At 33.7% G+C, this 19,721-nt stretch carries 17 protein-coding genes and 1 tRNA gene; 12 read left to right on the top strand and 6 right to left on the bottom strand.

Going from position 1 to position 19,721, the window contains the following annotated elements; genetic code table 11:
* The first annotated feature begins 1 nt into the window (after nt 1).
* The 7 genes from BM024_RS08310 (at nt 2) to BM024_RS08280 (ending at nt 11,374) form a co-directional block, all read left to right on the top strand.
* Nucleotides 2-3,670 carry a 1-acyl-sn-glycerol-3-phosphate acyltransferase gene (locus tag BM024_RS08310; RefSeq protein WP_090679169.1) on the top strand — a complete coding sequence of 1,223 codons (3,669 nt, stop codon included), beginning with the start codon at nt 2-4 and terminating at the stop codon, nt 3,668-3,670.
* A 4-nt stretch (nt 3,671-3,674) separates the two neighbouring features.
* Nucleotides 3,675-5,189: a phytoene desaturase family protein gene (locus BM024_RS08305; RefSeq protein ID WP_090679167.1), complete on the top strand. Its 1,515-nt coding sequence runs from the start codon at nt 3,675-3,677 to the stop codon at nt 5,187-5,189.
* 4 nt (nt 5,190-5,193) lie between these two features.
* Complete coding sequence (locus BM024_RS08300) at nt 5,194-6,873, top strand: C45 family autoproteolytic acyltransferase/hydrolase (RefSeq protein ID WP_090679165.1); 1,680 nt, start codon at nt 5,194-5,196, stop codon at nt 6,871-6,873.
* Nucleotides 6,852-8,147, top strand: coding sequence for a flexirubin biosynthesis putative acyl-CoA ligase FlxY (locus BM024_RS08295; RefSeq protein WP_090679164.1), 1,296 nt, complete (start codon nt 6,852-6,854; stop codon nt 8,145-8,147). The genes BM024_RS08300 and BM024_RS08295 overlap by 22 nt, the downstream gene beginning before the upstream one ends.
* A gap of 41 nt (nt 8,148-8,188) precedes the next feature.
* Nucleotides 8,189-9,700 carry a glutamate--tRNA ligase gene (gene gltX / locus BM024_RS08290; protein WP_090679162.1) on the top strand — a complete coding sequence of 504 codons (1,512 nt, stop codon included), beginning with the start codon at nt 8,189-8,191 and terminating at the stop codon, nt 9,698-9,700.
* 62 nt (nt 9,701-9,762) lie between these two features.
* The gene (locus tag BM024_RS08285) at nt 9,763-10,332 is read left to right on the top strand and encodes a hypothetical protein (protein ID WP_143077743.1); all 570 of its coding nucleotides are present in this window, start codon (nt 9,763-9,765) and stop codon (nt 10,330-10,332) included.
* 82 nt (nt 10,333-10,414) lie between these two features.
* Complete coding sequence (locus BM024_RS08280) at nt 10,415-11,374, top strand: SPFH domain-containing protein (protein WP_090679157.1); 960 nt, start codon at nt 10,415-10,417, stop codon at nt 11,372-11,374.
* A 64-nt stretch (nt 11,375-11,438) separates the two neighbouring features.
* On the opposite strand, the gene BM024_RS08275 is transcribed toward BM024_RS08280, so the two are convergent.
* From BM024_RS08275 to BM024_RS08260, 4 genes are all read right to left on the bottom strand, one after another.
* A complete protein-coding gene (locus BM024_RS08275) occupies nt 11,439-11,684 on the bottom strand; it encodes a DUF6327 family protein (RefSeq protein WP_090679155.1) in 246 nt (81 codons plus the stop codon).
* 10 nt (nt 11,685-11,694) lie between these two features.
* On the bottom strand, nt 11,695-12,051 hold the full coding sequence (locus tag BM024_RS08270) for a phage holin family protein (protein ID WP_090679151.1): 357 nt from the start codon (nt 12,049-12,051) through the stop codon (nt 11,695-11,697).
* Nucleotides 12,052-12,059: 8 nt separating this feature from the next.
* Nucleotides 12,060-12,401: a YtxH domain-containing protein gene (locus BM024_RS08265; RefSeq protein WP_090679149.1), complete on the bottom strand. Its 342-nt coding sequence runs from the start codon at nt 12,399-12,401 to the stop codon at nt 12,060-12,062.
* A gap of 119 nt (nt 12,402-12,520) precedes the next feature.
* On the bottom strand, nt 12,521-14,203 hold the full coding sequence (locus BM024_RS08260) for a glutamine--tRNA ligase/YqeY domain fusion protein (RefSeq protein WP_090679146.1): 1,683 nt from the start codon (nt 14,201-14,203) through the stop codon (nt 12,521-12,523).
* A 141-nt stretch (nt 14,204-14,344) separates the two neighbouring features.
* On the opposite strand from BM024_RS08260, the gene folB reads away from it, so the two are divergent.
* From folB to BM024_RS08245, 3 genes are all read left to right on the top strand, one after another.
* Nucleotides 14,345-14,701, top strand: coding sequence for a dihydroneopterin aldolase (gene folB, locus BM024_RS08255; protein ID WP_090679143.1), 357 nt, complete (start codon nt 14,345-14,347; stop codon nt 14,699-14,701).
* A gap of 86 nt (nt 14,702-14,787) precedes the next feature.
* Nucleotides 14,788-14,858, top strand: a tRNA-Cys gene (locus tag BM024_RS08250).
* A gap of 200 nt (nt 14,859-15,058) precedes the next feature.
* Nucleotides 15,059-15,292 carry a hypothetical protein gene (locus BM024_RS08245; RefSeq protein WP_090679141.1) on the top strand — a complete coding sequence of 78 codons (234 nt, stop codon included), beginning with the start codon at nt 15,059-15,061 and terminating at the stop codon, nt 15,290-15,292.
* Between the two features lie 334 nt (nt 15,293-15,626).
* Here BM024_RS08245 and BM024_RS08240 read toward each other — a convergent pair whose 3' ends face one another.
* Complete coding sequence (locus tag BM024_RS08240; protein WP_090679138.1) at nt 15,627-15,890, bottom strand: DUF1294 domain-containing protein; 264 nt, start codon at nt 15,888-15,890, stop codon at nt 15,627-15,629.
* A gap of 54 nt (nt 15,891-15,944) precedes the next feature.
* On the opposite strand from BM024_RS08240, the gene BM024_RS08235 reads away from it, so the two are divergent.
* Nucleotides 15,945-18,071, top strand: a complete 2,127-nt coding sequence (locus BM024_RS08235; RefSeq protein ID WP_090679136.1) for a Tex family protein — start codon at nt 15,945-15,947, stop codon at nt 18,069-18,071.
* A gap of 374 nt (nt 18,072-18,445) precedes the next feature.
* On the opposite strand, the gene BM024_RS08230 is transcribed toward BM024_RS08235, so the two are convergent.
* Complete coding sequence (locus tag BM024_RS08230) at nt 18,446-18,661, bottom strand: twin-arginine translocase TatA/TatE family subunit (RefSeq protein ID WP_090679134.1); 216 nt, start codon at nt 18,659-18,661, stop codon at nt 18,446-18,448.
* Nucleotides 18,662-18,883: 222 nt separating this feature from the next.
* Between BM024_RS08230 and BM024_RS08225 the strand changes: the two genes are divergently transcribed.
* Nucleotides 18,884-19,717 (top strand): murein hydrolase activator EnvC family protein, encoded by an 834-nt coding sequence (locus BM024_RS08225; RefSeq protein ID WP_317040017.1) that lies wholly within the window; start codon nt 18,884-18,886, stop codon nt 19,715-19,717.
* Nucleotides 19,718-19,721: the final 4 nt, after the last annotated feature.

The raw sequence follows: 19,721 nt of genomic DNA, 5'->3' as shown, positions 1-19,721 counted from the left end.
AATGGAAAATTGGTTTTATAAGATTTATCAGTGGGGACAAAAGAATAAATTCTTGTTTTATTCTTGTATGTTGTTCTTACTACTAGTTTCTGGTTGGGGAGCTTGGAACACCAAGTTTGAGGAAGATATTACGCGGATTCTTCCAAAAAGCGAGGAATCCAATGTCGTTGTAAAATTATTGGATCAACTTAAGTTCTCAGATAAAATCACAGTAATCATCGAAAGAGAATCAGAGGGTTCTACAGATGAGATGGTTGCTCTTGCAACGGGTTTCCTCGATAGTTTACAATCAGAAAAAAGATTTGTTAAGAATATAAAAGGAACGGTGGATGATTCAAGCATTCAGCAAACGATTTCCTTTGTTTATGAACACCTTCCTCTTTTCTTGGAGGAGAATGATTATAAGTTATTGGACAATAAGGTTCATATAGATAGTATTGCACCAACTGTTGCTGCTAACTATAGAAGTTTAATATCTCCGACTTCTTTGGTTTCTAAAGATTTTATTCAAAAAGACCCTTTCGGAATTGGGTTTATAGCACTTCAAAAACTACAACAGTTGAATGTTGGAGGTGACTTTCACATTATTGATGGTTTTTTATTCGATAAGAATGAAACTAAGTTGTTCTTGTTTATTGATCCTGTATATGCAGGAAGCGAAACGAAGAACAATTCCATTTTTATTCAAAAGTTAAATAATCTAAAAGCGAAGTTGAATCAAGATTACGCTAAAAGGGTAAGTATTGATTATTTTGGAGCCTCTTTTGTAGCGGTTGCGAATGCAGACCAAATCAAGCAGGATATTCAAAAGACAGTTGTTATATCTATTAGTGTGTTGATGCTTTTATTGATGCTTTTCTATAGGAGAATACACATTCCCTTTTTACTCCTTGTACCAACTGCTATAAGTGCTATCATAGCATTGTTTATACTTTATTTTATCAAAGATGCTATTTCGGCTATTTCGTTAAGTATTGGTGCCATTTTGATTGGAATTACGATTGATTATGCTCTGCATATTTTAACTCATTATAAACACAGTGGTGATATCAGGGTCTTATATCAAGATATAACAAAACCAATTATGATGAGTGCTACTACGACTGCTATTGCATTTTTATGCTTGGTGTTTGTGCATTCTGAAGCGCTTAGAGATTTGGGAATCTTTGCAGCCATAACAGTTATGGGAGCTGGTGTGTTTTCATTGTTATTAATACCACAGCTATATACTCCTTCTGAAAAAGAAATTGCTTCGGCTTCTAGAATAAAGGTATTGGATCGAATTGCTAATTTTCCTTTTGACACAAATAAATGGGTACTTGGAATTTGTTTATTGACTTTTGGAATCAGCGCTTTTTTCATAAATAAAGTAGGTTTCAACAATGACCTTTCAACCCTTAACTATTTTCCTGAAGAGTTAAAACAGGCAGAGCAAAAGCTTGAACAGTCTTTAAACAGCGAGAGTAAATCGCTTTATCTTACTTGCTACGGTACTGATTTAGATGTGATTTTAGATGAAAATAGCGTTTTATATGCTCGTCTAAAGGAGGCAAAAGAAGAAGGTCTCATTAATCAATTTAGCACATTAGGAGATTTTGTGGTTTCTCAAAAAAAACAAGAAGAAAAGATAGCGAGATGGAATGCCTTTTGGGATAGAAAAAATAGAAAAACGATAGAAGAATCTTTTCAAAAACAAGGAGAGTCATTCGGGTTTAACAAAGAAGCTTACCAACCTTTTTATGACATTCTTTCAAGAGAGTATAAGCCTTTAAATATGATGGCTTTTAAGACATTAAACCCACAGATCATAGAAGAGTTCTATACGGAAAAGGAAGGACATTACACGGTGAGCACGTTGGTGAAAGTATCTGAAGATAAGAGAGCGGATTTTATTAGTGAGTTTTCCAATACAGAACGCTTTATGGTCATAGATCGCAAAGAAATCAATGAGGCTTTTTTGGGCAATATTGTTAAGGATTTCAATAGCCTAGTTAACTATTCTATCATTGCTGTTTTTGGAATCATGTGGCTTTTTTATAGAAGAATTGAACTTGCCTTGGTAGGCTTGATACCAATTGTAATTACTGGGTTTATTACAGCTGGATTAATGGGGATGTTTAATATTGAATTCACCATTTTTAGCACGATTGTTTGTACGCTTATTTTTGGACAAGGTGTTGACTTCACTATATTTATGACCTCTGCTCTTCAAAAAGAATATACCACAGGTAAGAATGAAATGCCTCTCTATAGAGCTTCTATTTTATTAGCGGTATTGACTACTTTGCTTGCCATTGGTACTTTGGTTTTTGCTAAACATCCTGCTCTGAAATCTATTTCTTTGGTTTCGATAATAGGGATGAGTGTAGCAGCTTTGATTTCATTTGTGTTATATCCTTATATTTTTAGAATCTGTTTTACGAATAGACAACGAAAAGGAAAGTCTCCTATTAGCTTGCGATTGTTACTTCACAGTAGTTTGTCTTTTATCTATTTTGGACTTTGTGGAGCTTTTTACTCTCTTGTAATCAGACTTGTTATGATTCTTATGCCTTGGTCTGAAAAGCGAAAGATGATTGTTTTCAGAAAGGGAATGGGAATGTATATGAAATCGGTTTTATATTCGAATCCTTTTGTATTGAAACAAGTTAAAAATCCATATGATGAAAGATTTGAAAAACCTGCTATATTAATAGCAAACCACACTTCGTTTTTAGACTCTTTAGTTATGGGTGGTATGGTACACAACAAAGTAGCATTCTTGGTCAATGATTGGGTATATCGTTCTCCTGTATTTGGAAAGGCTGTACAGTCAGCAGGTTTTTATCCTGTTTCTGAAGGAATAGACGGTAGTGTAGATCATCTTAAAAAACAATTGGATTTTGGTTTTTCATTGATGGTTTTCCCTGAAGGAACACGCTCTAGGACAAATGACATTCAGCGTTTCCATAAAGGTGCGTTTTTTCTCGCAGAGCAATTACAACTAGATATTATTCCTGTTTATATTCACGGAAATTCAGAGACAATTCCAAAAGGAGATACTGTTATATATGATGGACATATCATAACGACCATTGGAAAGCGCATTGCTTTTGATGATGATAGCTTTGGAAAAAACTACTCTGAGCGTACCAAATTGATAGGGCGTTCTTTTAAAAAGGAATTTGCTGTTATACGCGAAAATTTAGAAGGGGTTAATTATTTTAAAAAGAAGTTGTTCTTAGCCTATCTATATAAGAAACCTGAGATTGTAAAAGAGGTTAAAAAGGATTTTGAGAAATACAGTTATCATTATTATGAACTGAATAAACAACTTGGTAGTAAAGATACTATAGTACACGTTGGCAATGATTTAGGTCAGCTAGATTTATTATTAGTTCTACAACAGAGCAAGCGAAAAGTATTTAGTTTTATTTCTAATGAGGAAAGAAGATCAGTTGCTCAACACACTTATGTGAATCAAATCAGAAAGTTAGTGTATTGGGATTCTCTAGAAGTAGTTCCATCAGCAACCCTTTTAATAAGTAATTTGGATGAAGTGATTCCTTTGGAGTATATAAAGCAGTTTAGCAAAGTGATTTTGTTGAAAAAGGAAGGTGTTTCTCTTTCCTTAGCGCCGGATTATGAGCGAGTATTAGAGAATGAGTTTTTAGAGATTTGGAAGTTGTAAAAGGATGGAAAAGGAATACGACGTAGTAATTGTTGGAAGCGGAATGGGTGGTTTGGTTTCTGCTTTGATTTTAGCCAAAGAGGGACGAACTGTTTGTGTGCTTGAAAAGAACAGTCAATTTGGAGGGAATCTGCAAACATTCTCAAGAGACAAGAAAATATTTGATACGGGAGTTCATTATATTGGAGGTTTAGGAACAGAACAAAACTTAAATAAGTATTTGAGTTTTTTGGGTATCATGGATGAACTAAAGCTTCATAAAATGGAGGAAAATGGTTTTGATTTGATTTCTTTTGGAGGAGATTCTACCATATATCCACACGCTCAAGGCTATGAAAATTTCATTCAACAGTTGTTGATTCATTTTCCTAAAGAAGAAAACGCTTTACGAACTTATTGTAATAAGATTCAAGAGATTTGCAATAGTTTTCCCATGTATAACTTTGAGGTTGGAAATGGTTATAATGACGAGGTAACCTCTTATAAGTTAAGTGATTTTTTAGATGAAATAACAACAGATGAAAAGCTAAAAGCAGTGTTAATGGGGTCAAACTTTCTCTATGTAGCAAGTAAGGAAAAGACTCCTTTGTATGTTCATGCATTAACCGTTAATTCTTATATTCAAAGTGCTTGGAGATGTATTAACGGGGGAAGTCAGATAAGTAAGCTATTGATAAAGGAATTGAAAAAATACGGAGGGGAAGTTTACAAAAATGCTGAGGTAGTGTCTTTTGAGTATAACGGAACACATATTAAGAGTTGTGAGACTAAATCCGGCAAACGTTATTTGGGCACACAGTTTATCTCTAATTTTAATTTAAAACAAACCCTTAAAATGGTAGGGGAACAACATTTCTCTAAACCATTTATAAAGAGAATAAAAAGTCTTGAAGAGGTAACTTCTGTCTTTTCAACATATATTGTTTTGAAAAAGGACTCTTTACCTTATCAAAACTATAATAGATATCATTACAACAGTGTTGGTGATATATGGGATACAAAAGGAATATGTGATGAAGGATGGCCACATTTAGTAGTTAGTTCTATGAATGTGGATGAACCCAATCAAAAATGGGCGTCTGGAATAACTGTAATGACCTATATGGATTTCTCAGAAGTGGAACCTTGGGCTGAAACCTATAATGTTTCAACTATTAAGAAGGAAGAATTTAGAAGTGATTCCTATGAGAAGTTTAAAGAGGACAAAGTGGCTAGAATTATGAAACGGTTAGAGACAGTCTATCCTTCTATTTCGGAGACTGTTGAACGCATTTATACGTCTACTCCCCTAACCTACCGCGACTTTATTGGTGCTGAAAATGGAAATATGTATGGTTTTGTAAAGGATGCAAACAATCCTATGAAAACATTCATATCACCAAGGTCTAAAATAAGCAATTTGTTTTTCAGCGGTCAAAATATTAGAATGCACGGAATAATGGGAGTTACAATCGGAGCGTTTGTTACCTGCATGGAAATGTTGGATAAAGAGGAATTTATTAAAAAATGGAATCTTTGATAGTATGAAGTCAGCGTATAACAAGTTTTTTTCTCTTTTCCTCATCTTTTTCCTTTGTTTAAGCTGTGGAGTCAATAAAGGTCTAAAAGTTCTTCCCACTGTTTCGGTTTATGATACTTTAGCTCCTAGAGTTATAAAGCTAACAGATAGTACTAGTTTGAGTAACAATGCTTTTCTACTCAAAAATAAACAGCAATTATGGGAACTCTATGTAGCAGGTGACCCTTATCAAATAGGACTTAAAACAGGTGCATTAACTCAGAATTTATATCAGAAACAAGAAACAGTTTTCTTTTCTAAAGTAGAAGAAATTGTACCTGGTGGATTTCGACAAAAGATGTTAATTAAGATGTTGAAGTTTTACAATCGACATTTATACCGATATATACCTGAAGAATACCAAACGGAGATTTTAGGGATTAGTAAATATGCTACCAATAGGTTTGATTATCTAGGGGATGCTTTTAATAGAAATTTGTATTTGCACGGTGCTCATGACATAGGACATGCGTTTCAAGACCTGGCATTAGTAGGCTGTACATCTTTAGCGGTATGGGGAGAAAATTCAGAAGATGGAGGTTTGTTAATTGGTAGAAATTTTGATTTTTATGCTGGTGATGCTTTTGCAGAAAACAAGGTTGTTTCTTTTGTAAAACCAGATATTGGAAATGCTTTTATGTCGTATAGTTGGCCGGGAATGATTGGGGTTGTTTCGGGCATGAATGAAAAAGGACTTACAGTTACATTGAATGCAGGTAAGTCTACGATTCCACTAAAAGCAAAGACACCTATCTCAATCGTTGCACGTGAAATTCTACAATATGCTTCAAATATAGAAGAAGCTATCGCTATTGCTAAGGATAAAGAGGTGTTTGTTTCTGAGTCTTTGCTCATAGGTAGTGCAGAGGATAAAAAGGCAATAATAATTGAAATAGCACCTCATAAAATGGGCGTTTATGAGATGCCTAACTCTAGTTCTCTAATTTGTTCTAATCACTTTCAAAGTGATGCGTTTGCTGATGATAAGAGAAATAGAAAGCACATAGAAGAAAGTCATAGCAAGTATCGTTGGGACAAGATGAATGAATTATTGGAAGAAGAAGAAAAACTATCACCCAAGAAAATGGTTGAGATTCTTAGAAATACAGAAGGTTTGAACAATAAGAAAATTGGTTATGGCAATGAGAAAGCGTTGAATCAACTTTTAGCTCATCATGGGATTGTATTTCAACCAGAAAAAAGAATGGTATGGGTTTCCTCTAGTCCTTATCAGTTGGGAACGTTTGTAGCCTATGATTTGAATGAGATATTTAAAAAACCTTTTGACGAGCCATTCTCTTTTTCAATAGACAGCCTTTCTATTGAGAAATCTCCTTTTCTTTATACAGCTGCTTTTTTGGATTACGAAAAATTTAGAATGGAAGACAGAATAATTGAAAGTGCCATCAACAAAGAAGAGGTTTTATCCACAGAGGTTATAAAAGACTACCAGTATTTAAATCCAGAATATTGGTTGGTGTATTATAGAGCAGGTGTTTATTTTTATAATAATAAGCAATACGAAGAAGCTGAAAAGCAATTTAAAATAGCGTTAGAGAAGGAAGTAACTACAAAGGTAGCTGTTACTAAAATAGAAGAATACCTCAAAAAAATAAGTAAGAAATGGAAGGGAAATCGTTTATAGAATATCAATCAACAGAAGAGATTAAGAAGCAGCAAGAATCATTGATGAAAGATGCCTTGATATACGCTGAAAGCAACTCCCCTTTTTACAAGTCTTTTTTTAAGGAGTTCAATATTGATATATCTCAAATTAAAACACTTGAAGATTTGGCACAACTGCCTACGATAACTAAAGATGATTTGCAGAAATGCAATGATGATTTCTTTTGTGTCGATAAAACTCAGATTATTGATTATGCCACTACATCTGGAACCTTAGGAGACCCTGTTACTTTCGGGTTAACTGATAAAGATCTTGACCGTTTGGCTTTTAACGAAGCAACATCTTTTGCGTGTGCAGGTATTCAAAAAGGAGATGTTGTGCAATTAATGACAACTATAGATAGAAGGTTTATGGCAGGACTTGCTTACTTTTTAGGGTTGAGAAAATTGGGGGCCGGAGTGGTTCGAGTAGGTGCTGGAGTTCCGCAGCTTCAATGGGATTCTATTCTAAAGTATAAACCTAAATATTTAATCGGCGTGCCTTCTTTCTTGTTAAAGCTTATTGACTATGCGGAAAAAGAAGGTATAGACTATAAAAATAGTAGTGTTGAAGGAGTAATCTGTATTGGAGAAGCTTTGAGAACAGCTGATTTGGAACCGACAATTCTAGCTAATAGAATACGCAGTAAATGGCCTATTGACCTTTTTTCTACTTATGCTTCAACAGAGATGGGGGCGGCTTTTACAGAATGTGAGTTTCATAAAGGTGGACATATCATTCCTAGTTTAATTATAACAGAAATAGTAGATGATGAAAATCAACTGGTAGCTGATGGAGAATTGGGAGAATTGGTAATAACGACTTTAGGTGTAGAAGGAGTTCCTTTGATTCGTTTTAAAACGGGAGATATGGTTCGCAAACACAGTGAGGGCTGTGCTTGTGGTAGAAATACGTATAGATTAGGACCTGTAGAAGGAAGAAAAAAGCAAATGATTAAGTACAAAGGGACGACATTTTACCCTCCTGCTATACACGATATTTTGACGTCTTTTAAGCAAATAGATTTACACTCCGTTGAGGTGTCGACAAATGCAATTGGAACAGATGAAATTGTTATACGAATAGCTTCTTCTGAACAATCTGACGAATTTATGAATACTATTAAAGACACTTTTAGGGCTAAGTTAAGAGTTACTCCTAAAATTGAATGGGAGAGCCTAGATCAACTGCAAATGCAGGTCTTCCAACCAAACAGCAGAAAGCCTATTACTTTTGTTGATAAAAGGATTTAGAAGTTTAGAGTTATAGTATCTTTGTAAAAAATAAAATAGTAATGACTAATCAAGTTCGCGTGCGTTTTGCACCAAGTCCAACAGGTCCTTTACATATTGGAGGAGTTAGAACAGCCTTGTTTAATTATTTGTTTGCAAAACAAAATAATGGAGTGTTCTATATCCGTATAGAGGATACTGATCAAAATAGATATGTTGAAGGAGCTGAGGAATATATTTTTGAAGCTTTAAAATGGTTGGGTATTTCACCTGATGAAACCATTGGGAAAAACGAGAAATTCGGTCCTTATAGACAAAGCGAACGCAAGGAATTATACAAACAATATGCAGACCAATTAATTGAAGCTGGTTGGGCATATTACGCTTTTGACTCTTCTGAGGAATTGGATGAATTGCGCAAAAATGCTGAAACAGCTGGACAGACTTTCATATATAACCACAGTATTAGAGAACAATTAAATACTTCTTTGAAATTGAGTAAAGAGGAAGTGGATTCATTATTAAACAGTGACACTCCTTATGTAATTCGATTCAAAACTCCTGTTAATGAGGTTCTAGTATTGAATGATATGATTAGAGGAGAAGTGAAATTTGATACGAATCTATTAGACGATAAAGTTCTGTACAAAAGTGATGGGATGCCAACGTATCATTTAGCAAATATTGTAGATGACCATTTGATGGAAACATCACATGTTATACGTGGAGAAGAATGGTTGCCATCACTCCCACTTCATGAATTGCTTTACAAGGCATTTGGATGGGAAGCGCCAAAGTTTGCACACTTACCTCTTATTTTGAAACCAGTTGGAAATGGAAAATTATCTAAAAGAGATGGTGATAAATTAGGGTTCCCTGTTTTTCCTTTGGATTGGCAAGACCCAATTACAAATGAAAAATCATCTGGTTATAGAGAAAAGGGATATTATCCTGAAGCGGTTATTAACTTCTTAGCATTGTTAGGTTGGAATGATGGGACAGAGCAAGAGCTTTTTTCATTAGAAGAGTTGGTAGAGAGATTTGATTTAAACCGCGTTCACAAAGCAGGTGCTAAGTTTGACCCAGAAAAAAACAAATGGTTTAATCAACACTATTTAAAATTACAATCTGATGCTGATTTAACTGTTGATTTCCAAAAAATCTTGGTTGAGAAAGGAATTAAAGCTACAGACGAATATGTAGAGAAAGTGGTTAGCTCTATTAAAGAGCGAGCTACCTTTGTTTCTGATTTTTATGATTTATCTGATTTTTTCTTTGTAGCTCCAACAGAATATGATGCTAAAGCACTTAAAAACTGGAAAGAGGATACTGGAGATATTTTAATGGAAGTTGCAAAAGAGTTGCAAAGCATTGAAGTTTTTGAAGCTAGACTTATTGAAACAAGAATCAAGGACTGGATTAGCGCTAAGGAGATTGGAATGGGTAAAGTAATGCAACCTTTGCGATTGAGCTTGGTAGGAGCATTAAAAGGTCCAGACTTATTTGATATAATTGAAATGCTTGGAGTTCAGGAAACTGTGAGTAGAATTGAAACTGCCGTAAAAAACATTTAAATTATTTTTTTGTATTTCTAAATAGTTATTTTAGCTAAATATTAACTTAAAATACAATAACTATGAAGAAAATATTAATGTCACTGTCTATTTTTGTCTTTTTATTAATGGGGTCTTGTTCAAGTGATGATAATTCTGGTATGTTTGGAGATGATAAGAAAACAGAATTGCCAGGTGATGGAAATGGTAACGGAGATGGAAATGGCGGTGAGGTTCCTGGAGATAATGAAGAAGAGGAACCAAATCTTTTAATTGGAAAATGGAAACCTTCTAATGTAAAGGTAACAGCGATGGGGAATGAAATGGCTAATTTGCCTTATCCTCATAAAGCAGGTTGTGACGAAGATTTTTTAGTATTTGCAAAGACAATGGATGCTACATTTACAAGTCATGATGATGCATGTAAGGCAACATCACAGACAGAGAAGTGGAGTCAAGATAAAGATATGTTGAAATTTAATTTATTAGGTTCAAACATTGAAGTAAAAGTAATTGAAAATACAGCTACAACATTAGTTGTTTCAGGTAATGGAAAGCAATTTGAGAATTTAATTCCAATATTTCTTCCAGATGCTAACATACCTCCAATTCTGTTGGCATCAGCAGTCATAGAGTTATCTTTAAAGAAATAATAAAAAAAATCCCTAGTAATAGGGATTTTTTTTTGAGTTCTTTTAAAATGATTAACTTTAAGGAAATTAAAAACCAAAAAATATGACATTAGGAATTATTGCAGTACTCGTTTTAGTATTGCTATTCACGAGTTTTTTTACCGTGAAACAACAATCGTCAGCTATTGTAGAGCGATTTGGAAAATTTCACAGTATTCGTGAGTCGGGTTTACATTTGAAAATTCCAATAGTGGATAAGATTTCAGGAGTTCTAAATCTAAGAATCCAACAGTTGGATGTTATTATTGAGACAAAAACAAAGGATAACGTTTTTGTTAAGATGAAGGTCTCTGTACAGTTTAAGGTTATTAAAGAGAAAGTGTATGATGCATTCTATAAGTTGGAATATCCGCACGATCAAATTACTTCATATGTATTTGATGTGGTTCGTGCTGAGGTACCAAAATTGAAATTAGACGATGTTTTTGAACGTAAGGATGATATCGCAATTGCTGTAAAGCGTGAGTTAAATGAGGCGATGACAACGTATGGCTATGATATAATCAATACTTTAATAACGGATATTGATCCAGACATTCAAGTTAAAAATGCGATGAATCGTATCAATGCTGCGGATCGAGAGAAGACAGCGGCTGAATATGAAGCAGAAGCAAGTAAGATTAGAATTGTTGCGAAGGCACGTGCAGAAGCAGAGTCTAAAAGATTGCAAGGACAGGGTATAGCAGATCAGAGACGTGAAATTGCTAGAGGTTTAGTAGAAAGTGTTGATGTATTAAATAAAGTTGGTATTAATTCGCAAGAAGCCTCTGCATTGATTGTGGTAACACAACATTACGATACATTACAAGCTATTGGAGCTGATACTAATTCGAATCTGATATTATTGCCAAACTCTCCTCAAGCAGGTGTTGATATGTTGTCTAGTATGGTTGCTTCTTTTGCAGCAAGCAGTCAAATTGGTGAATCGATTCAATCAGGGAAGTCTAAGCCTAAGAAACCATCTAAAGGAGAATCAGACCACGATTATACAGAAAGTGTTTAAAAAGGCATTTAAAAACAGAAAAGGGACGCAATTGCGTCCCTTTTCTGTTTTAATACAAGCGTAACTATTTAAAAAATCTTTTGAAGATAATTTTTAACACACTAGTAATAAGAAAAGCTTGAATACCTCCAGAACCTTTAATAACGGATGAAACGGCTCCGAATGTATTTGTTGCTAGTTTATAGGGTGTAAAACCATCTTTAAGTTGATCGAAAGACTGAAATACTCTATGAAAATCGAGTTCTTTTTCAACTTTTAAAATTTTGAGATCTCTATTAATCTCTTCATATGAAGAATATTTTGGTTTCATGTGCAGAGATTTAGTCGTTTTCACTATAAAAAATAGTAGAAAACTTTTTGATAATGGGTTTAGTAATTAAAACATTTCTAAAATAGATAATAACACCTATTACTAAAATATAAAAAACGCCCACTATCAAAAAGCCTAAAGAGTTGTTTTTTAATGCAATTCCAATAGCAAAAGCAGCAGCAAAAGAAAGAAACATAAAACTTATCATTGCAAAAAAGCCTATGATAAATCGAATCAATATATAGGTCATTGCCTCGGAACTTACTTTTAATCCCCAAAGCTGATAATACTTGATATTGCTATCGATGTAGTTTTTGGTGTAATCCTTTAAATCTTTAAAATCTTCTTTTACTTCTTCAAATGCCATAATCAGATTTATTTCTTAGCCGCAGCTACTTGTTTTTCAGCTTCACTTTTCAAATGAGCTAATTTTTTTTCTAAAGCTTCGATTACGTCTTCCGATTTTTTTCCAGTAGTTGATACAAGTTCTTCAAATCCAGATTCAAAGTCATTTTTCTTTCTCTCAACTACATTTTTAACTTGTTTCTTTAACTCATCGATTTTATCAGTCAACTCATCTTTTGATTGATCAAAACCTTTTTTTATTTTGTTTCTTACTTTCTTTCCTTCTTCAGGAGCAAAAAGTATTCCTAATCCTGCACCTACTACTACTCCTGCTAATACAGCCATAGCTGTGCTTCCTAAGTTGTTTGACATAACAATTGATTTTTTGATTAATAATGTAATAAAGTTACAAAAAAACGCCCTTTAAACCGTTAAGCGATTGTTAATATTAAATTATTTGTAAGAAAAATCAGTTTTTTTGACAAAATTAATTATTTAGAATCTAACTTAGCCCAAGTATCGCGCAGCCCAACAGTCTTATTAAATATTAGGTTTTCTTTAGTAGAATTTTTGTCTACACAGAAATAACCAATACGTTGAAACTGAAATTTATCACCCGACTCAGCTGTTGTTAAACTAGGTTCTAAATATCCTTTTGTTATAGATAATGAATCAGGGTTGATGTATTCTTTGAAATCAATCTCTTTGTTTCCATCAGGATTTTCGTGTGTAAATAAACGATCGTAATTGTAAATATCAGCTTCTACAGCGTGCGGAACAGAAACCCAATGAATAGTTCCCTTAACCTTGCGCTTACTTGCCTCAGAACCACTACCACTTCTACTGTCAGCATCATATGTAGCATGAATCTCTGTGATATTTCCATTTTCGTCTTTAACAACACCCTCTCCTTTAATGATATAAGCGTTTTTTAAACGTACTTCTTTACCTAAAGTTAATCGGAAATATTTACTATTAGCCGCTTCCATGAAATCATCTCTTTCAATATAAAGTTCTTTTGAGAAAGGTACCTTTCTATAAGTCATTACCTCTTCTTCCGGATTGTTTTCTGCATCAAGCCATTCCTCCTGCCCTTCTGGATAGTTAGTGATGATTAGTTTGACAGGATCTAAAACAGCCATAACTCTTGGAGCTATTTTGTTAAGGTCTTCTCTAACGCAAAACTCCAATAAAGAAACGTCTATAAGATTATCTCTTTTAGCAATTCCAATAGTATTGGCAAAGTTTTTAATAGCTGTTGGAGTATAACCTCTTCGTCTCATTCCTGAAATTGTAGACATTCTTGGGTCGTCCCAGCCTGTAACATGTCCTTCTTGAACCAATTGCGCCAATTTACGTTTACTTACTACAGTATGAGATAAATTTCTTCGTGCAAATTCTCGTTGTTTAGGACGAACCAAAGTTGGGTCTATGATTTGGTCTAAGAACCAATCGTATAACTCTCTGTGAGGTAAAAATTCTAACGTACAGAAAGAGTGTGAAATTTGTTCTAAATAGTCACTTTCTCCATGAGCCCAATCATACATTGGATAGATACACCAATCATTGCCTGTTCTATGGTGAGAAGCTTTCAGAATTCGATACATTATTGGATCGCGCATCAACATATTTGTTGAAGCCATATCTATTTTAGCTCTTAATATATGCTCTCCTTCTGAGAATTCTCCTTGTTTCATTCTTTCAAATAAATCTAGGTTCTCCTCTACTGTTCTATTTCTAAATGGACTGTCAACACCTGCTTGAGTAGGTGTTCCTTTTTGAATAGCCATTTCTTCAGAAGTTTGACTATCTACATACGCTTTGCCATCTTTTATAAGTTGAATAGCCCAATCGTATAATTGTTGAAAATAGTCAGATGCATATACCTCTTGATCCCATTCATATCCCAACCAAGTAACATCGTGTTTGATTGCATCGACAAATTCCTGCTCTTCTTTTGTGGGATTTGTATCGTCAAAACGAAGGTTTACCGGCGCTTTGTAATCGATTCCTAAACCAAAATTTAAGCATATTGAACTAGCGTGTCCAATGTGTAAATACCCATTAGGCTCTGGTGGAAAACGGAAACGAAGCTTATTTGTTGACAAACCATTTTTTAAATCTTCTTCAATGATTTGTTCTATGAAATTCAATGATTTTTCTTTTGTAGACATGGATATAAAATTATAGATACAAATGTATCAAAAAGTTAGCGAAACCCTTGCAATTCTGTTTCAATTTATAAGGGCTGAAAGATTTAAAGTTACATAAATTATTCGTAGTTTTAACTACTTTTTAGTTTAAAGTATAGTGATATGGGAATTATAAAATTAAATAATATTCGTACATATTCGTTTCACGGATGTATGAATGAGGAGGCAAAAATAGGTTCAGATTACAGAATAGATCTAGAAGCTAAGGCAGATTTCACGGAAGCTTCTCTTTCAGATAATTTGGTTGATACGGTTGATTATGTTCATTTGAATAAAATAGTAGTCGAAGAAATGGATATACGTTCTAAACTTTTAGAGCATGTTTGCAGGCGTATTATAAATAGAATTTTGATTGAAATCCCTATGATTACAGAGATTCGTGTAGGTGTTTCAAAAATTAATCCTCCAATTGGTGGTGATGTAGCCTCGGTAACGGTTGAGTTGCAAAGAACTAGGTAATTTGTACAAAGTAAAAATTGAAAACATTGCAATTTTCGTTTTTATTTTCAAAAAATAGTATTAAGTTTGCCAACCATAACGGATAAGGCATCGTGTCCGAGTGGCTAGGAAGCGGTCTGCAAAACCGTCTACAGCGGTTCGAATCCGCTCGATGCCTCTACAAAAGCCAACCTAAATCAGGTTGGCTTTTTTGTTTTTAATATTTATAGTTTTCTTGAGAACTAAAAAAACAAATCATTCCTTGTGGCTTAGAACCTGATTCATAGCCTTTTAAACTCTTTCTAAAAGCGCTTTTTTATCAAATGCATAATTACATGCGGTGTGAAATTGTAATGCTCTTCAAATAAAGGTTGCCTTATGGTTCTGTTCTTAGTTACTGTAGGGATGAAGTATAGCTCAAGTATGGATGCTTCTACTCTTGAGCGTAGAAGTGCCGTGTTCCGAACGAGGTCTGACCGAGGTGAGAGCATATATGTATCGGATGAATGTCGTTTGTATAGCTTATCTACTAGGGAGGAAGGCTTACTATTACTAGGATTAGCAGATACTGCTTTTAAAATGGAATTATTTCTTATCGGACTCACTTTTTGAACTTGGATCTTTTTAAACTTTAAGTTCATAAGATATAATTGGATTTTTTCAGTTCTTCTTTTTTGAATAAAATACATTCAGTCTACTGTTGTGTTTATCTACAACCAATTTATACCGTATCTATACTCCATCTATAAAAACAGCTTATTCTATAGATTGAGTATAGATACACTATAGATCGAGTATAGATGCACTTACTTAAAAACATCATCCTGAGAACTGTTGAATTATAAGAATTTGGAGGTTTTGTACTTTCGAAAAGAAGTGTTCTACAATGTTTTTGAATCAATCAATTGTGAAAGTAATAGAAGAAGTAAAATAATTGAATGTGGAACTACCTTCTAAAAAGTGTCAATAATATTAGTAGTTGAAAAAGTGTTATTCCTAATAATTTGAGTTTGAACGAAGATTTCGAAGATTTGTGTCTGAGTTTATTCATCCCAATCCAACCACCTAGACTGCCGCCAATGAAACACAGTGTTAGCAGATTTTTTTCTGCCACTCTCCTGCCCTGTTTTTTAGCTTGCTCTTTGTCATAAGCGAACATTGAAAAACTGATGTAGTTGATGATGATTAGATAAGCGAATAAAAACTTCATATCGTATATAAATTCTTGCAAAGGTAGTATTTTAGCTATCTAAAAGCATGGATTATGACTCTTATTGAATTTATCCAACAATCGGTGGATACGACTTCTAGAAATATTGAAAAAACTATAGGATTATTACAAGATGATTGCACGATTCCATTTATCTCTCGTTATAGGAAAGACCAAACAGGTAATTTAGACGAAGTAGCTATTGAGAATATTGCAAAAGCAATGCAATCGTATGATGTTTTAATAAAGCGTAAAGAAAGTATACTAGCTGCTATTGATGAACAAGGTTTTTTAACAGAAACGCTCAAGCAAAACATTTCTAAAAGCTTTGATTTAGTAGAATTAGAAGATTTGTATTTACCTTTTAAAAAGAAACGTAAGACAAAAGCTAGCATAGCTCGTGAAAATGGCTTAGAACCTTTAGCTAAAATTATAATGGCACAAAGATCGGAGGACCTCTCCTCTATTGCTTCCAAATATTGTAAGGGAATTATAGAAAGTGAAGAACTTGCTCTTGAAGGTGCTCGTGATATCATAGCTGAATGGATCAATGAAAATGGATTTATTAGAAAATTGCTTAGAAGAAAATTTGAACAGAAAGCCATTGTTTCTAGTAAGGTAATAAAATCTAAAGAAAAGGATGAAGAGGCTAAGAAGTTTGAACAATATTTTGATTGGTCAGAGTCATTGTCAAGAATTGCATCTCATAGATTGTTAGCGTTATTAAGAGCAGAGAATGAGGGGTTTGTAAGAGTAAAGGTTGAAATTGATAAAGAGGATGCGCTGGATTCAATAGAACGAACAATTGTAAAAACCGATGGTAATTGTGCGGAACAGATCAATATTGCCATTAAGGATTCCTATAAACGATTACTAGAACCTGCCTTGTCCAATGAGGCTTTGCAAGAAGCTAAATTAAAAGCAGATAAGGGTTCTATTAAAGTATTTGCTAATAATCTTTCTCAATTGCTATTAGGGGCTCCCTTGGGAGAAAAGAGAATATTGGCAATTGACCCGGGTTATCGTTCGGGTTGTAAAATAGTGTGTTTAGATGAGAACGGCGGACTTTTATACAATGAAACTATATTTCCTCATCCTCCTCAGAAAGATAGTGCTATGGCAATGAAGAAGATTCGTTCTATGGTAAATTCATATAAGATTGATGCTATTGCTATTGGAAATGGTACCGCTTCTCGTGAAACGGAGTTTTTTATTAAGAAAATTGCTTTTGATAAACCTCTTCAGGTTTTTATTGTCAATGAAGCTGGGGCATCTGTTTATTCTGCGTCGAAAATAGCTCGAGAAGAGTTTCCTAACTATGATGTCACTGTTCGAGGTGCTGTGTCAATTGGAAGAAGATTGGCCGATCCATTGGCAGAATTGGTGAAGATAGATCCAAAGTCTATCGGAGTTGGACAGTATCAACATGATGTAGATCAAAATTTACTTAAAAATGAATTAGATACTGTGGTAATGCATAGTGTTAATGCAGTTGGAGTGAATTTAAATACTGCTAGTAAGTCTTTGTTGAATTATGTTTCTGGTATTGGCGAAAAATTAGCTGAGAATATTTTAGCTTATCGTGCTGAAAATGGAGCTTTTGAAAGTAGAAGTGAGTTGAAAAAAGTTCCTAGACTTGGTGATAAAGCGTTTCAACAAGCGGCAGCATTTGTTAGAGTTGTTGGAGGAGTTAATCCTTTAGATAATTCGGCGGTGCATCCAGAGGCATATGCTATTGTTGAAAAAATGGCTAAGGACTTAAAAATTTCGATGGATGAATTGATTTCTAATAAGAAAATGATTGAGTCAATAAAGGTTGAGAATTACGTAACAGACACTCTGGGAATAATGACCTTAAATGATATTTTGAAAGAATTGGAAAAACCAGGTCTAGATCCAAGAAAATCAGCAAAAGTATTTGAGTTTGATGCTTCTGTGAAAACAATACGGGACATATCGGTTGGAAAAGTATTGCCTGGAATCGTAAATAACATTACTAATTTTGGGTGCTTTGTAGATATAGGAATTAAAGAAAGTGGTTTGGTTCATATTTCTCAATTAAGAGAAGGTTTTGTGTCTGATGTGAATGAGATTGTAAAGTTACATCAACATGTAATGGTGAAAGTTTTGGAGGTAGATGAATCAAAAAAGCGTATTCAACTGTCTATGATATTGAATTAAAGTGTGGAATATCTCCATAAGTGGTGTGGAATCTCTTTTGAATCTACATAATGTAAAGGCAATTATATAATTTGTTGTATAATAAAACAAACACCACTTACCTACTCTATCTGTTGTAGTTCAATTGGTTATGTGTTTTTGAGTGCTGGTTTGTAAAGCGTATTTTGAAAAAAATATTTGTTGGCACTACTATTGCTTAATTTAAGTTGCAAGTTTGCGTTTATTACAATTCATAGTTGTATAAAACCGTAAGTAAGTAGTGTTTTTATTATGTTTTATAAGGAAAGATGCCCATCTGACACAGATGGGCGTTTTTTTTTGCAAAAAAAAAGCACCAATGAAATTGGTGCATATGTTATAAAAGCGGAATGGTACTATTGATTAGTATTCGTTTCGTCTTTTGAAGTATTCTTAGAATTGGTATTTGTGTTCTCTTCTTTGGTAGCGTCCTTAAATTCTTTAATTCCAGAGCCTAGACCTCTCATTAATTCAGGGATTTTTTTACCTCCAAATAACAATAGAACTATAGCTATAATTAAAATGATTTGCCATGGTCCAACGATTCCTAATATTACAAATAATGCGTTCATCTTTGGTTGATTATATTATTATATTGGAACAAAGATAAAGATAAAAATGGGACTCGATCCATTGTGTGACTAAAATGTTTTTGAATTGTAAAAAGATTAACATAGAGAACACTAAATACTGTGAATAATAGCTCAAAACGGAATATGATAGCTAATTTTATTGCTATATTTGTGAAGTAAATCTTCAAAATTATGTCTGAGAAAAGGCTCAAAAGACAGCATTTGAAAAAAAGATTTCTCAATAAGAATCGCCTCGTTTTGTTGAATGAGAATACTTTTGAAGAAATCCTTTCTTTTAAATTGAATCTATTAAATGTAGTTGGAGGAACACTCACTCTATTTTTTATGTTGATTGTTTCAACCGTAATTTTAATGGTATTTACACCAATGAAGGAATTTATTCCTGGATATTCCTCAACCGAATTAAAAGAAAATGCGATTGAACTTTCATTTAAAGTAGATTCTTTAGAACAAGTTATCTCTAAGAATGAGAGATATTTAGCTTCACTTCAAAAGGTATTAACAGGAGACGTTGCTGTTTCAAAAAGTGCTATTGATTCTCTTAATAAAGTTCAGGATTTAGAAGAGCAATTAGAGCAAATTAAGCCAAGTGAGAAAGACTTGAAATTGAGGGAGTTGGTGCGATTAGAGGATAAATACAATGTTTTCAAAGAAGCTAGTCCTAAAGTTAATAGTGTTCTTTTTGCGCCATTAAAAGGAAGTATAGTTAAGAAGTATGATGTGGCTAATAAACATTATGCTTTGGATATTGCTTCTCCAATAAATACTCCTATCAAAGCTATTACAAAAGGGATGGTTTTATTTTCCGATTGGACTCCTAAAGATGGGTATAGTATTATCTTATTACATGAAGAAGGATTAATTTCTGTTTATAAACACGCTAGTAGTTTAACAAAATCACAAGGAGATCAGGTTAAAAGTGGTGAGGTAATTGCTTTGACCGGTGGAGGTATTGAAGATTCATCGCATTTTCACTTTGAACTTTGGAAAGACTCAAACCCTTTAGACCCAACACTATTTATAGATTTCCAATAATATA

This window comes from Myroides guanonis (assembly GCF_900114085.1).
In the GTDB taxonomy this organism is placed as follows: domain Bacteria; phylum Bacteroidota; class Bacteroidia; order Flavobacteriales; family Flavobacteriaceae; genus Flavobacterium; species Flavobacterium guanonis.
Note: the sequence above shows the minus strand (reverse complement) of the source record. Positions and strands in the feature narration are given on the sequence as shown.